The organism is Longimicrobiaceae bacterium (assembly GCA_035696245.1).
In the GTDB taxonomy this organism is placed as follows: Bacteria; Gemmatimonadota; Gemmatimonadetes; order Longimicrobiales; family Longimicrobiaceae; genus DASRQW01.
Map to the genome: position 1 here is coordinate 1 of DASRQW010000112.1, position 15228 is coordinate 15228.

Below are 15228 nucleotides of genomic sequence, written 5' to 3' on the forward strand. Positions count from 1 at the left end.
TGTGCGTGCTCATGATTCTGACTCCTTCTCCTTGAGTTGTTTGACGTATTCGTCGAACCGGTCCAGCCGTGCCTCCCACAGCTTGCGCCGCTCGGTCAGCCAGTCTTCCACGACCTTGAAGCGTTCGGGCGCGAGCTCGTACGTTCGCACCCGCCCGCGCTTCTTGGACGTGACCAGCCGGCTTCGTTCGAGCACCGAGAGGTGCTGCACGAACGACGGGAGCTGCATGTCGAACGGCGCCGCCAGTTCGCCGACGGTGGCGGGACCGCCTGAGAGCCGCTCCACGACTTTTCGCCGAGTGGGGTTGGACAAGGCGTGCAAGACCTCGTCGACGTCTGCGAATTGAACCATCTCCCACACCTCCAGATCGCCGGGTGATCCGATCGGACAGGGGGATTGTACAACAACACAACACTTTTGTAAATGCCTAAGTATTGGTGATCTTCAAACGGGCACCCGCTCACGCGGAGCCAAGACCGATCAAGACGTTGAGGGTTCACGACTTGGGTGTGCGGACCCGACGAGGCCGCCGGCTCGCCGCCACCACCACGCCCCTGTTCACGCAGGCCTACGGGCCCACGCTCCCGGACCCGGACTCGGCGCCTTCCTCGCCCGCGAGCTCGCGCGCGTAGGTGGTGATCGTGCCCGCAGCGCGAGGCAGGGGGTGCTTTTCCGAAGGCGAGAAGATCGTTGTGTACCAAGGTGGTGAAACTCGCGGCCCTTACCTGCGCATGAACACCGAGGGGCCCGCCATCGCTCGCAGCTTGGGAGCGGCCTGATTCACCGAGCCAGACAATCGGCTGCCGGGGGATGCGGGTCGTCCATGCTCTCGCCGACGAGGGCTTGCGCGCCGGCTTCGCACCCCCGACCCTTGATCCATCGGCGGCGCACCACCCGATCACGCTACCAGCCACCTGCCAACACATCTCATGTCCAGACTGTGCGTCCACAGCTTCTCGATGTCGCTCGACGGGTTCAGCGCCGGCCCCGACCAGAGCCTCCAGAACCCCCTCGGCGTCCACGGCCCGGAGCTGATGGAGTGGGTCTTCCACTCGCGCACGTGGCGCGAGATGCACGGCGAGTCCGGGGGCGAAACCGGGGTCGACGACAAGGTCGCCCAGCGCGGGTTTGGGAGCTTCGGCGCCTGGATCCTGGGCCGAAACATGTTCGGCCCCGTGCGCGGGCCGTGGCCCGACGAGAGCTGGCGGGGCTGGTGGGGCGACGACCCGCCGTACCACGTCCCCACCTTCGTGCTGACGCACCACCCCCGTGCACCGCTCGAGATGGCCGGCGGCACCGTGTTCCACTTCGTCACCGGCGGCATCCACGCCGCGCTGGAGCAGGCGACCGAGGCGGCGGCCGGGCGCGACGTCCGGCTCGGCGGCGGGGTGGCCACCGTCCGGCAGTACCTGCAGGCGGGGCTGGTCGACGAGCTGCACCTCGCAATCCGGCCGGTGCTCCTGGGGGCCGGGGAACACCTGCTGGGGGGCATCGACCTCCGCGCGCTTGGCTACGAGTGCGCGGAGACGGTCGTCGGCGAGCGCGCGACCCACTTCTTCATCCGCCGGCGTGCGTGACCGCGCCGCGGCGTCCGGCCCGGCCCCGGCGCCCGGCTCCGCCAAACTATCGGCTGCAGGGAATATGGGGCTGTCCAAGTTGTCGCCGACGAAAGGCTTGCGCGACGGCCCCGCACCTCTGACCCTTGTGTCGTTAGGCCGCGTTGCCGTCGCTTCTGCACGTCGCCGGTCCTTCTCACTTATCCGACGCCGAGTATGCCATCAACAATTCCAACGCGATTTCGAATCGTCATTGCGGGGCTTGTTCTCGCCTCGCTCTGGGGTATCAAGCTCCTGCCTGGTTGGACCGATCCATTTATACTCTTGCTCAAGGGTGCCGCTCTTGCTGGATCCTTGATTTGGCTGCGAATGGCCTGGACCGGCGAGATTCCCCCCAAATACTTGCGCGAGATCAAATTTCGAGGCAGCACGCAAGCTGCTCCGCAACCCCACGACCTGCAAGGTTGAGCCGCTGTTTCGCGAGACCCATCCGGCCTGATGCCCGATCACGCGTCTGACGCGTCGCGGCTTGGCCGCCTGGGCGACGTAGTCCCGCGCGCCATGCCCCACTGTGCGTTCTTCGCCGACGTCGCCGTTTTGGCCTCCACGGTCGGCGCCTTTGCGCACGGATGGCGGGACGCTACTTATGAGTCGCACGGCGGCGATCACGCACCGAGATCCGATCTCCCTCCGGCGCGCTCGTCTCAAGGTAGCCGGCGTCGCCTCTGGGTTCGGCCTGCTCCGGATCGTCCGGCGCCACGCAACCGCTTGGCAATGCTGTGCTTTGCGCGGCCCAACGAGGCGTTGAAGGAGAAAAGCCAGCTACGTCGCCGATTGTCCGGCCGACATCGCTTGGACAGCTCCGCTCCGACCTGCGACCTTGCACGCGCTGACTTCCCCTCAACTTGGGGGCGTTAGGCGGCTACATGCTTCCTGCCAGGTAGATGCTGATGCGGGCTCCCGCGTCTCTATGCGTAGTGACCGCATTCCTCGCAGCGTGTAGCCGCGGGGCACCGGCCGCTCGGCGTGCGGATCCCGCCGAGGCCGTCGGCTCCTCGGCGCCGGCCCACCTCGCGGCCGCGGTCGGCGACCCGACAGGGCGCTGGATTGTCATCAGCGAGACGGCGCCCGGCGTGAGCGCCATGGAGGATGAGGAGCGGCATGCGTGGCGCGGCCGTGCGGTGCTATACGAACGTGACGTCGCCGCAGTCGGCCGCGACACGTGCCGCGGGCCGCACTATACGTCCCGCGCCGTGGACGCCGATAGTCTCCTCGATATCGACTTCCGCATCGCTCCGGCCGACCTCGGGCTCGCCCCGCACGGACGTCTCGTGTTGACCGACGTTACGTGCGGCGGGGCCACGTGGACGGCGCCGGGTTCCGTCCTGCTCAGGGTAAGCCCGACGCGCGCGTACATCACCTGGGGCGGCGTGTTTTTTCTCCTCGCCCGTCAGACGTGACGCCGTCGTGGCGTGCAAGGCGCCTCACGAAGCGTTGCAGGCGCCTGGTAGGAAGCATTCCGATCGACGCGACCCCTGCTATATCGGAGGCCTCATGGAAACGTCCGTGGGTCACACCGTCTCAGTCCAGACCGCGGCGACCCGGGGCATCGCCGCCGTGCGCACTCGGCTTCCCGCGCGGCGCGTCGCTGCGGTGTTCGCCGGGTACCTGGATCAGGTCTACGCCGCGGCGCGCTACGGCGCGGTGCATCTCGACGGCCAGAACGTCTTTGTCTACCGCGGCAGCGGCCCAGACGACGAGGTGGAGGTCGACTTCGGCGTGGGCGTCACGGCGCCGTTCCCCCCGGCCGGTCCGGTGCAGTATGCCGAGCTACCCACCGGCGAGGTCGCCACGACGACCCACTGGGGCGACTACGGGCGGCTCGGCGAGGCGCACGCGGCGGTGATCGCCTGGTGCCAGGCGAACGGGCGCGAGCCGGCGGGGCCGCGCTGGGAAGTCTACGGCCACTGGAATCCAAGCGAGGGGCCGCCGCGGACGGACGTCTATTACCTCCTCGCACGGTAGGCCGGGCGCGGGTAAGCTTCCGTGAACCGCCATCGGGTGAATCCAAGCCTTCGCGCTGTTGGCTCGCGAACGTGGAATCCAGCTGATTTCGCTGGCAGACCGACTCGAGCAGCTGGCAACTCCCGCCGAAGATGATACACCTGACAACTGGAACTCCGCCCATGATCGCCGCCGAACAATCGGCTGCAGGGGATGCGGGGCGTCCATGATTCGTGAGCGAGAGGCTTGCGCGCCGGCCTCGCACCCCCGACCCTGGTGCCGTTAGTCCGCAGAAGGCACACTCTCCCTGACCACCGCCCACCCTCGGAATTCTATGAAGCGAGTCACTGGCATCGGCGGCATCTTCTTCAAAGCCAAGGACGCTCCGGCGCTACACGCGTGGTACAAGCGGCACCTCGGAATCGACGTCCAAGCATGGGGCGGCGCGGCTTTCGATTGGACCGACGGTGAAGGTAAGCCGGTTGGCGGGACCACCGCCTGGCTCATCGCTTCGGAGGAAAGCGACCAGTTCGCGCCCAGCACTGCGCCTTTCATGGTCAACTACCGGGTGGCGGATCTCCGCGCCCTGCTCGCAGCTTTACGCGAAGAAGGCTGCAACGTCCTCGAGAAGGTCGACGATTCCGAGTACGGAAAGTTCGGCTGGGTCATGGATCCCGAAGGAAACAAGGTGGAGCTTTGGGAACCGCCCGCAGGCCAATGACCAGACCGGCCGGCTTCGACACCGATCTTCGGCCGTAGCGTCGTCGGGCTGGCCCGCCCGGCGACGCCCTCGGCGGGCGGCTTATCTCGAACGCCGGGCCTCGCACGCACGTGCGGCGCGCGATGACGGGCAGGGGGCATGTGGGAGATCGACGGCGGCGAAAGGTAGGGGAGCGGGACGGTCCTCGAGTGGTGCGGTACGAAGCACCGCCCCGAGCCGAGCGCGGGCTGTATGGGAGCGGCGGGAGGACTTCCGGCCGCCTGCCAGTCCCGACGCGCGAGGGGCGGCGTATCCCGCGCGGAGGGGTGTCCGCCCCTTCCGCGGGGCACCCCGGCGCGCGATATTCACAGCCGGTCCACGCCCGTCTCCAGACGCGTGCGGGGACCGGAAGCCGCGCTTCAAGTGTATCTGCCGCAGGCACTTGCCCGCCCAGCCGCCCATCTCCCGCTAGACCGCGAGCCGAATGTCGTTCGTACATCTGCACTGCCATTCCGAGTACTCGCTGCTGGACGGTGCCAACCGCATCGGCGACCTGATCAAGCGCGCGCAGGAGTTCGAGCAGCCGGCGCTGGCGCTCACCGACCACGGCTGCATGTTCGGCGCGTGGCTCTTCCAGGAGCAGGCGAAGAAGGCGGGCATCAAGCCCATCGTGGGCATGGAGGCGTACGTGGCGCCGGGCAGCCGCCACGACCGCGGCAAGGTGAAGGGCGAGAAGGGCTACTACCACCTGGTGCTCCTCGCGCGCGACCTGACGGGCTACAAGAACCTGGCGAAGCTCACCTCCATCGGGTACACCGAGGGGTTCTACAGCAAGCCCCGCATCGACCGCGAGGTGCTGGCGAAGTACAGCGAAGGGCTCATCGTCTCCAGCGCCTGCCTGGCGGGCGAGGTGGCGCAGCACCTGATGGAGGACCGCTGGGACCAGGCGCGCGAAGCTGTGGCCTGGCACCAGGAGACCTTCCGCGACAGCTACTACCTGGAGGTCCAGGGCCACGACTCCGACGGCCAGAGCGAGCTGAACCGCCGCATCTTCAAGCTGGCGGAGGAGGCCGGCGCGCCCGTGGTCGCCACCAACGACGCGCACTTTCTGCGCGCCGGCGACCACTCCGCGCACGACGTGCTGCTGTGCATCGGCCTGGGGAAGGACTTCAGCGACCCCAACCGGATGAAGTACGACGGGCAGCTCTACTTCAAGAACACCGACGAGATGCGCGACCGCTTCCCCGGCCGCCCCGACGTGCTGGAGAACACGCTGCGCATCGCCGACGAGTGCAACTGGAGCTATCCCAAGGGCTACTTCGTCCCCGCCTTCCCCGTCGCCGAGCAGGGCTTCAGGACGGAGGCGGAGATGCTGACCGACTGGGTTTGGCGCGGCGCCATCGAGCGGTACGGGCCCGAGGGCACGCCGGCCGACGCGGATCCGAAGGCGGTGCTGCCGCAGCACATCGTGGAGCGCGCCGAGTACGAGCTGAGCGTCATCGCCAACCCCAAGCTGGACTACTCCGGCTACTTCCTGATCACGGCCGACTTCATCAAGTGGGCGCGCGACCACGGCATCCCCGTGGGCCCGGGCCGCGGCTCGGCCGCCGGCAGCATCGTGGCGTACTGCACGGGCATCACCGACATCTGCCCCATCGACTTCGACCTGCTGTTCGAGCGCTTCCTGAACCCCGAGCGCGTGTCGATGCCCGACATCGACGTGGACTTCTGCTTCGAGCGGCGCGGCGAGGTGATCGAGTACGTGCGCGAGAAGTACGGCCGCGACGCGGTGGGCCAGATCATCACCTTTGGGACGATGAAGAGCCGCGCCGTGATCAAGGACGTGGGCCGCACGCTCGGCTTCCTGCCGGCCGAGACGGACCGCCTGGCGAAGCTGATCCCCAACGCCCCGGCGTACTCGCTCACCGTGGAAGAGGCGCGCAAGCAGATCCCGGACGTGAAGGAGCTGTACGAGAAGGACGACCGCTACCGGCAGCTCATGGACTACTCCAGCACGCTGGAGGGCCTGGCCCGCCACAGCAGCGTGCACGCGGCCGGCGTGGTGATCGCGCCCGGGCCGCTGGACGAGTACGTGCCCATCTGCACCCAGAGCACCAAGGGCAGCGGCAGCGGCGGCGGCGAGAGCATCATCGTGACCCAGTACGACATGACCTGCCTGGAGAAGGCGGGCATGCTGAAGATGGACTTCCTGGGGCTCAAGACGCTGACCGTGATCTTCGACGCGGTCAACGCCATCCGCGCCCGCCACGGCGCGCTCCGCCACCCCGCGACCGGCGTGGTGTTCAAGCGGGCCGAGGACATCCCGCTGGATGACCCCGAGGTCTACAAGATGCTGGCGCGCGGCGGCACCGCGGGCGTCTTCCAGTTCGAAAGCTCGCTGGCGACCGAGAAGCTGCGGCAGATGAAGGCCGACCGCTTCGACGACCTGATCGCCGCCAACGCCCTGCTGCGGCCCGGCCCGCTGGACATGGGCATGGACATGGTGTACATCCGCCGCAAGCTGGGGCAGGAGCCGGTGCGTTACGCGCATCCCGACCTGGCGGAGACGCTGGAGCCCACCTACGGCGTGATCGTGTACCAGGAGCAGGTCATGCGCATCGCCCAGATCCTGGGCGGCTTCTCGCTGGCGCAGGCCGACGTGCTGCGCAAGGCGGTGGGCAAGAAGGACGCGGAGCTGATCAAGAAGGAGCTGGGCGGCTTCATCTCCGGCGCCGTCGCCAAGGGGCACGACAAGCAGCTGGTGACCGAGCTGGCCGAGCAGATCGAGGCGTTCGGGCGCTACGGCTTCAACAAGTCGCACTCGGCCGCGTACGGGCTGCTGGCGTACCAGACGGCGTGGCTCAAGTGCCACTACCCGGCGGAGTTCATGGCCGCGCTCATGAGCAGCGTGGTCGACAAGATCGACGACGTGGTGAGCTACATCGCCCAGTGCCGCGAGATGGGCAAGTACCTGCCGCGCGTGGGCCGCGAGGGCGTGGAGGTGCTGCCGCCGCACGTGAATGAGTCCAACTGGAAGTTCACCGTGGTGGGCGAGGGCGTGGGCAGCATCCGCTTCGGCCTGGGCGCCATCCGCGGCGTGGGCGAGGGCGCCGTGCGCTCCATTCTGGCCGCTCGCGAGGCCGAGGGCCCGTTCGAGTCGATGTTCGACCTGCTGTGCCGCATCGACCTGCGGCTGTGCAACAAGCGCGTGCTGGAGGCGCTGATCTGCGCAGGCGCGCTCGACGGCTTCGCGGCCAACGGCGGGCGCAACCAGCTGCTCGCCGGGCTGGACACGACGTTCGCGGTCGCGCAGACGGTGCAGAAGGAAGCCGAGAGCAGCCAGGAGAACTTCTTCGACGCCATCCTGGGGGGCGGCGAGGGCGGTACGTCCACGCTGGTGCAGGCGCCCGCGCTGCCGCAGGTGGCCAAGTGGAGCGAGACGGAGCGGCTGGCGCGCGAGAAGGAGATCCTGGGCTTCTTCATCTCCGGCCACCCCCTCAACAACTTCCGCGACGAGGTGGGGCTGTTCGAGCCCAAGGTGACGACCGCGACGCTCAAGGCCTGCCGCGACAGCAAGGTGGAGCTGGCGTGCGTGGTTACCGAGGCGGCGCGGCAGATCAGCAAACGCGACGCGTCGGAGTGGGGCCGCATCACCGTGGAGGACTTCCACGGCACGGCCACGGTGCTCGCGTTCGGCGACTCGTGGGGCAAGTTCAAGGACGTGCTGAAGCAGGACGCGCCCGTGCTCATCCGCGGCGCGGTCAGCGGCCGCGAGCGCGACGAGGAGGACCCGCCCATCTTCCTGGACAGCGCCGTGGCCCTCGCAGACCTGCGCGAGACGGGCGACGTGGGCGTGGCGCTGGAGCTGTCCCCGCGCGACTCCGACCCGTCGGTGGTCGCCGCCGCCAAGCGCATCTTCGAGCGGCACCCCGGCCCCGGTCCGCTCTACGTCGTCTGGCGCAGCGGCGGCCAGGACGGCGCGGCCGACGTCGCCCGCCTCCGCTCCAAGCTGCGCGTCTCCCCGGGCGATGGCCTGCTCCGCGAGCTCCGCGAGCTGCTGGGGGATGAACGCGTGAGCCTGACGCGGGGGTAGAGCCGTCGGCGATGTAAGTCGGTCAAACAGAGCGGGGAACGGTGGATGGTGGAGCCGTTCCCCGCCTTTGTTTCATCTGATCCAAAGGTGGCTGGGGACGTCGTAGGTACGCTTGGCCCGCGGTCGCGCACCTCCGCAGAGGTGGCAGATAATCCAACCCTGCCCCGGCGCTCGCCCTGCTTGCCGCCTCGGGTTTCCTCCAGGGCGGTTTTCATCAGTGCGCACTCGACGTAGAATTCACCTGATCGAGAATCGGGCCGCCTACAATCCATCCGCCGGGCACGGCTTCCACCGGAGCAGCACGAATGACCGCCACGATCGCAGGGCCACGCACCGTCCGCGCGCCGCGCGGGTCCGAGATCTCCTGCCGCGGGTGGCAGCAGGAGGCCGCGCTGCGGATGCTGATGAACAACCTGGACCCCGACGTGGCCGAGCGCCCCGACGACCTGGTGGTCTACGGCGGCACCGGCCGCGCCGCGCGGAGCTGGGAGGCGTTCGACGCCATGGTCGCCACGCTGCGCACCCTGGCCGACGACGAGACGATGATCGTCCAGTCCGGCAAGCCCGTCGCCGTGTTCCGCACGCACCGCCACGCGCCGCGCGTGCTCATCGCCAACAGCAACCTGGTGCCGCGCTGGGCCAACTGGGAGACCTTCCGCGACCTGGAGCGGCAGGGGCTGACCATGTACGGCCAGATGACGGCCGGATCCTGGATCTACATCGGCACGCAGGGGATTTTGCAGGGCACGTACGAGACGTTCGGCGAGGTCGCGCGGCAGCACTTCGGAGGGAGCCTGCGGGGGACGTGGACGCTCACCGGCGGCATGGGCGGCATGGGCGGCGCGCAGCCGCTGGCGGTGACGATGAACGACGGCGCCGTGCTGTGCGTGGACGTGGACCCGTCGCGCATCCAGCGCCGCATCGGCACGCGGTACTGCGACCGCATGACGCACGACCTGGACGAGGCGCTGCGCTGGACGCTTGAGGCGCGCGACCGTGGCGAGGCCCTGTCCGTCGGCCTGGTCGGCAACTGCGCGGAGGTGCTGCCGGAGCTGGTGCGCCGCGGCGTCACCCCCGACGCGCTGACCGACCAGACCAGCGCCCACGACGCGCTGGTCGGCTACGTCCCCGCCGGCCTCTCGCTCGAGGAGGCGGACGCCCTACGCGCCGCCGACCCGGCGGAGTACCAGCGCCGGTCCATGGCCTCCATGCGCGCCCACTGCGAGGCGATGGTGACCATGCAGTCGCGCGGTGCCGTGACCTTCGACTACGGCAACAACCTCCGCACGCAGGCGCTGGACGCCGGCTTCGCGGACGCGTTCGCCTTCCCCGGCTTCGTGCCGGCGTACGTGCGCAACCTGTTCTGCGAGGGCAAGGGCCCGTTCCGCTGGGTGGCGCTCTCCGGCGACCCGGCCGACATCCGCCGCACCGACGATCTGGTGCTGGAGCTGTTCCCCGAAGACGAGCACCTGCGCCGCTGGATCGAGAAAGCCCAGGAACGCGTGGAGTTCCAGGGGCTCCCGGCGCGCATCTGCTGGCTGGGGCAGGGGGAGCGGGCGAAGTTCGGCGTCGCGCTCAACGACCTGGTGGCGAGCGGGGAGCTGAGCGCGCCCATCGTGATCGGACGCGACCACCTGGACACCGGCTCCGTCGCATCGCCCTTCCGCGAGACGGAATCGATGCGCGACGGCAGCGACGCCATCGCCGACTGGCCGATCCTCAACGCGCTGGTAAACGTGGCGAGCGGGGCGAGCTGGGTCTCGTTCCACCACGGCGGCGGCGTCGGCATCGGCAACTCGCTGCACGCCGGCCAGGTCATCGTGGCGGACGGGACGCCCGAGATGCGCGAGCGGCTGGAGCGCGTGCTCACCAACGACCCCGGCATGGGCGTGATCCGCCACGCCGACGCGGGCTACGAGACGGCCATCGACACCGCGCGCGACCAGGGCCTCCGCATCCCCATGCGCGACACGGCGACCGACTTCGGGGCGGCGTAGCGGTGCGGGAGATGGCCGGCTGCTCGCGTTTCGGTCTCCGCCGCGAGCACGAAGTCCCACGCGCACACCGCCGGATCGGGCGGGAGATGCACGGCCCTTCATCGCATCTACCGTCATTCGAACCGTATCCACGCTTCTGCTCTTCGGCGGATGGGAGATGAGGACGTGACCACGGGAGATGCGGGACCGGCGACGGGGCTCGAGCCGCGGACGCGGTTCGTGGGATGTGGCGGGGTGCGGCTGCACGCGCTGGACTGGGGCGGAGACGGGCCGCCGCTCGTCTTCCTGCCCGGCCTGGGGCAGAGCGCGCACGTCTTCCGCGAGATCGCGCCGGAGTTCGCGGGCGAGTATCGCGTGGTCGCCCTCACCGCGCGCAGCCACGGCGAGTCGGACGCGCCGGAGCACGGCTACACGGTGGATGCGTTCGCCGCCGACCTGCGCGGGGCGATGGACGAGCTGGGGATCGGGCGCGCGGTGCTGGCGGCGCACTCCGCGGCGGGCGCGTGGGCCACGCGCTTCGCGGCGGACCACCCGGACCGCGTCCGCGCGATGATCTACCTGGACGCGGTGACGGACTACGCCGGCTACCTGGACGTGCAGGTCCGGAACCCGTATCCCGCGCCTCCCCGCCCGCGCTCCGGCGACACTGCGGCGGAGCGCGAGTGGATGCGCCGCCACGTGCCCGGCTTCTGGTGCGGCGCGCTGGAAGCCGACCTCGCCACCCGCCCCCCCGCGGCCGAGCTGATGGAGCGGTCGATGGCGATGGCCTCGCTGTTCGGCGAGGTGGCCGCGCATCCCCAGCCCTACGCCGGCCTTCGCTGCCCGGCCCTGGCGCTCGTCGCCACGGACACGGTAGAGACGCAGTATCCCTGGCTGGATGCGGCCGACGCCGAGAAGCGCGGGAAGGCGGAGGCGTACATTCGCACGGTGCGCGCGCCCTGGCGGGCCGCCGCGGTGGAGCGCTTCCGCCGCGAGGCGCCGGGCGGGCGCGTGCTGGAGATGCCGGGCGGGCACTTCTTCTTCCTCAGCCAGCGCGAGCGGACGGCAGCCGAGATCCGCGCGTTCCTCTCCCCCCTCGACCACGCGGCCACGTGACCACAGGAACCGGCTACGTAGACCCCGCCTACCTGGACGCCGCGGCGCGTCTCGCGGAGAGCGGCAAGCGGCTCAGCTACGAGCGCATGAGCCTCACGCCCGGCGAGACGGCGCTGGACGTGGGCTGCGGCCCCGGCACCGACACGCTGCACATGGCGGAGCTGGTGGGCCCCACCGGCCGCGTGGTGGGCGTGGACCGCGACCCGGAGATGATCGCCGAGGCCAACCGTCGCGCGGAGATCGTGGGCGTGGACGACTTCGTGGAGCACCAGCTGGCGGACGCAGCGGCGCTCCCGTTCGCGGACGGCTGCTTCGACGGGGTGCGCAGCGAGCGGCTCTTCCTGCACCTGGGCGAGCCGGAGCGCGTGCTTGCGGAAATGGTGCGCGTGACCCGCGCCGAGGGCTACGTGGTGGTGATGGACACCGACTGGGGCACGCGCACGGTGGACAGCCCAGAGGTGGACCTGGAGCGCCGGTTCGCGCGCGTGCTGGCGGAGACGTGCCTCGCCAACGGCTACTCCGGCCGGCGGCTCTTCGGCCTCGCGCGCCGTGCCGGGCTGGCGGACGTGCGTGTGGACCCGGTGCCGCTGGTCATCACCGACTACGGCTTCTTCAGCCTGCTCTCGCGCATGGAGATGGCCGTGGACGCCGCCCTCCGCACCGGCGCCCTCACCGCCGCCGAGCTCGCGCGGCTGGACGAGACCTGGCGCGCCATGGACGACGCCGGCGACTTCTTCGCCCTCACCACCATGCTCATGGTGACGGGCCGGAAACCGTAAAACGATCTTGCCGTCGGGATCGCGACCGGCTCGGTTGATGCGGTCAAGCCACTCGCGAGCACATCCACATCTCAGGAGCCGGACCGATGTCTTCCCTCGCGCAACGCCGCTACACTCCCGAGGAGTACCTGGCGCTGGAACGTGCGTCCACGGACGGCAAGCACGAGTACGTGAACGGGCACATCTTCGCGATGAGCGGGGCCAGCGAGTCGCACATCGTCATTGCCGGCAACATCTTCGGGCTGCTCCGGCTCGACGTTCGCAAACGCGGGTGCGCGGCCTACGCCAACGAGATGCGCGTGCAGGTGAACACCACCGGCATGTACACGTACCCTGACGTGGTCGCCGTATGTGGTCCGGCCGAGTGGGCTGACGCGTATGTCGATACGCTGGTCAATCCAGTGCTGATCGTGGAAGTGCTGTCGGATTCGACCGAGAAGTACGACCGCGGCGAGAAGTTCGCTCATTACCGGCGCTTGGAGTCTCTGCGGGAATACGTTCTGGTGTCGCAGACTACAATGCGCGTCGAGCGATTCGTGCGTGACGGCGATCACTGGCGTTTCGACGCGGTGGAAGATCCCGAAGGAACGCTCGCGCTCGAGTCCGTCGGATGCTCGCTGGCCGTCAGGGATATCTACCAGTTCGTGAGCTTCCCCGCTGACGGGCTCACCTCCATCTGACCCACGCGCGGCACCGCATTCCCGTTCTCGCGGCACCTCCGGCCGTACATCTCCCGAGCAGCCTGAAGCACGCCTTCCCGCCCGCGGCTACGGTGCGCCGTAGACCGCGGCGGACTTCTGCGCGTATTATCTCCGCTCCACATCCTCCTCCCGCCCCGTCGCCGGCCGCATGGACCTCACGATCCGCAACCTCTCGAAGACGTACGGCAGCCTCCAGGCGCTGAACGACGTGTCGCTGGTGATCCCGCGCGGCATGTTCGGGCTGCTGGGGCCCAACGGGGCGGGGAAGAGCACGCTCATGCGCATCCTCGCCACGCTGCAGGAGGCGGATTCGGGCAGCGTTACGCTGGGCGAGACGGACGTGCTGCGGCAGAAGGACGAGGTGCGGTCCATGCTGGGCTACCTGCCCCAGGAGTTCGGCCTCTACCCCAAGGTGGAGGCCGAGGAGCTGCTCGAGCACTTCGCGCTGCTCAAGGGCATCGCGAACGTGCGGCAGCGGCGCGAGACCGTGCGCGCGTTGCTGGAGCAGACGAACCTGTACGACGCGCGCAAGAAGAAGGTGGGCGGCTTCAGCGGGGGGATGCGGCAGCGGTTCGGGATCGCGGTGGCGCTCATCGGCAACCCAAGGCTCATCATCGTCGACGAGCCGACCGCGGGGCTGGACCCGGCGGAGCGCGTGCGGTTCCTGAACCTGCTGAGCGAGCTGGGCGAGAACGCCGTCGTGATCCTCTCCACGCACATCGTGGAGGACGTGAGCGAGCTGTGCTCGCGGATGGCGATCATCAACCGCGGGCGCATCTTGCTGGAGGCGGAGCCGCTGGTGGCGGTGGAGCGGCTGCGCGGCCGCGTGTGGCGCCGCACGGTGGACAAGGCGGACCTGCCCGCGGTGGAGGCACGGCACCGCGTGATCTCCACGAAGCTGCTCGCCGGACGCACGGTCGTGCACGTGATCGCGGCGGAACGGCCCGGCCCGGAGTTCGACGCCGTGGAGCCGGACCTGGAAGACGTCTACTTCGCCACCATGCTCGGCGTGGTCCGCAACGCGCCTGCCGCCCCGCCCGCGCCCGTCCCCGACGAGATCGTCGCGCTCTCAGGCGTGGACCGCGCCGCGATTCTGCCCATCCACACGCAACCCGCCCCCGCGCCCGACACCCTCGCATCCGCCGGGAACGTAGATGCTCGCGTATCCGCCGAAACGGTCGATCCTAGCGCATCTGACGAAAACGCCGAGGACCGTGCATCCGACGAAAGCGTCGCCGCGCCCGCATCTCCTGTCACGCCCGCAGCCCCGCCGCGTGAAGAGATCATCCTCGCGTCCGCATCTCCCGAAACAGCGCAATCGGGAGATGCGGATGCTGCGATCCCGTCGCCCGGCGAAGCAGTGGATGCCGCCGCCGCACATCTCCCGATCCCGCAGCACGTGGCAGATGCGGTAGATGCGCAGAACGCCGCGCCGGGAGATGCCGATCCGCCGATGCGCGCTCCCGTCGTCCCACCCGTCGCCGATCCGCCACCCGTCCTCCCGCCGGACGCGGCCCAGGCGATTCCTCCAACGGAGGATGCGGGGCCAGCGCACGTGATCCCGAGCGAGCTCGCGGCACCGCCCGCAGCCGCCAGCGCGGAAGACGACGGCCAGTTCGCGCTCCCGTGGCTCGACGCTTGGGAGACCGCGACGGTGGCCGACGTCGCATCTCCCGATGCTCCATCTGCGGACGCTTCGACGACGGAAGATGCTTCGGCTGAGGCTGCGTCGCCCGGCACTGGATCGACGGAGCACGCGTCGGCCGGGGCTGCGCCGGACGACGACGCGGCGGCTGATGTGGGACGAATGGAAAGCGTGGACGCGGCTGAGATCGACGAGCGCGAGGAGCGGCGGTGACGACGTTCGCGGGCATCGTCGCGTTCGAGGTGCGGTTCTACCTGCGGCGCATCTCCACGTGGGTGTACTTCGGCGCGTTCTTCGGGCTGGCGTTCATGCTCATGTGCGCGTACGGCGGCGCGTGGGAGGGCGTGGACCTGGGCAGCAGCCGCGCCCTGGCGAACTCGCCCGCCCGCATCGTGCTGATGATCGCCGTGCTGGGCATGCTGCTGGCGCCGGTCACGGCCGCCGTGGTGGGCAACGCCGTGTACCGCGACTTCGAAAGCGGCATCCACCCGCTCTTCTTCACGTCGGGCGTGCGGAAGCCTACCTACCTGGCCGCCCGGTACGCAGGCGGTCTGGTGGTGAACCTGGTGCTGGCGCTGGGGATCCCGCTGGGCATCGCCGCCGCCTCGCTGATGCCGTTCATGGCGCACGACCGCATCGGCCCGTTCCGGCCGGCGGC

General features: G+C 69.4%; 12 protein-coding genes. 11 read left to right on the forward strand and 1 reads right to left on the reverse strand.

Annotated elements, in window-relative coordinates; genetic code table 11:
* Positions 1-9: 9 nt before the first annotated feature.
* Positions 10-351, reverse strand: coding sequence for a metalloregulator ArsR/SmtB family transcription factor (locus VFE05_04940; GenBank protein HET6229404.1), 342 nt, complete (start codon positions 349-351; stop codon positions 10-12).
* Positions 352-929: 578 nt separating this feature from the next.
* Between VFE05_04940 and VFE05_04945 the strand changes: the two genes are divergently transcribed.
* The 11 genes from VFE05_04945 to VFE05_04995 all read left to right on the forward strand — a co-directional run.
* Positions 930-1577, forward strand: a complete 648-nt coding sequence (locus VFE05_04945; protein HET6229405.1) for a dihydrofolate reductase family protein — start codon at positions 930-932, stop codon at positions 1575-1577.
* Between the two features lie 1112 nt (positions 1578-2689).
* Positions 2690-3016 carry a hypothetical protein gene (locus tag VFE05_04950; GenBank protein ID HET6229406.1) on the forward strand — a complete coding sequence of 109 codons (327 nt, stop codon included), beginning with the start codon at positions 2690-2692 and terminating at the stop codon, positions 3014-3016.
* 94 nt (positions 3017-3110) lie between these two features.
* Positions 3111-3581 carry a GyrI-like domain-containing protein gene (locus tag VFE05_04955; protein HET6229407.1) on the forward strand — a complete coding sequence of 157 codons (471 nt, stop codon included), beginning with the start codon at positions 3111-3113 and terminating at the stop codon, positions 3579-3581.
* A 313-nt stretch (positions 3582-3894) separates the two neighbouring features.
* The gene (locus tag VFE05_04960; protein ID HET6229408.1) at positions 3895-4281 is read left to right on the forward strand and encodes a VOC family protein; all 387 of its coding nucleotides are present in this window, start codon (positions 3895-3897) and stop codon (positions 4279-4281) included.
* A 463-nt stretch (positions 4282-4744) separates the two neighbouring features.
* A complete protein-coding gene (dnaE, locus tag VFE05_04965; GenBank protein ID HET6229409.1) occupies positions 4745-8353 on the forward strand; it encodes a DNA polymerase III subunit alpha in 3609 nt (1202 codons plus the stop codon).
* Between the two features lie 305 nt (positions 8354-8658).
* Positions 8659-10350, forward strand: coding sequence for a urocanate hydratase (hutU, locus tag VFE05_04970; GenBank protein ID HET6229410.1), 1692 nt, complete (start codon positions 8659-8661; stop codon positions 10348-10350).
* 165 nt (positions 10351-10515) lie between these two features.
* Entirely contained in the window at positions 10516-11445 is a 930-nt protein-coding gene (locus VFE05_04975) for an alpha/beta hydrolase (GenBank protein ID HET6229411.1), read from the forward strand.
* Entirely contained in the window at positions 11442-12224 is a 783-nt protein-coding gene (locus tag VFE05_04980) for a methyltransferase domain-containing protein (GenBank protein ID HET6229412.1), read from the forward strand. Before VFE05_04975 ends, VFE05_04980 begins: the two co-directional genes overlap by 4 nt.
* Before the next feature lie 86 nt (positions 12225-12310).
* Entirely contained in the window at positions 12311-12904 is a 594-nt protein-coding gene (locus VFE05_04985) for a Uma2 family endonuclease (protein HET6229413.1), read from the forward strand.
* A 169-nt stretch (positions 12905-13073) separates the two neighbouring features.
* A complete protein-coding gene (locus VFE05_04990) occupies positions 13074-14783 on the forward strand; it encodes an ATP-binding cassette domain-containing protein (protein ID HET6229414.1) in 1710 nt (569 codons plus the stop codon).
* Positions 14780-15228, forward strand: a 449-nt coding sequence (locus tag VFE05_04995; protein ID HET6229415.1) for a hypothetical protein, incomplete at its 3' end; no start/stop codon positions are given. The genes VFE05_04990 and VFE05_04995, both read left to right, overlap by 4 nt.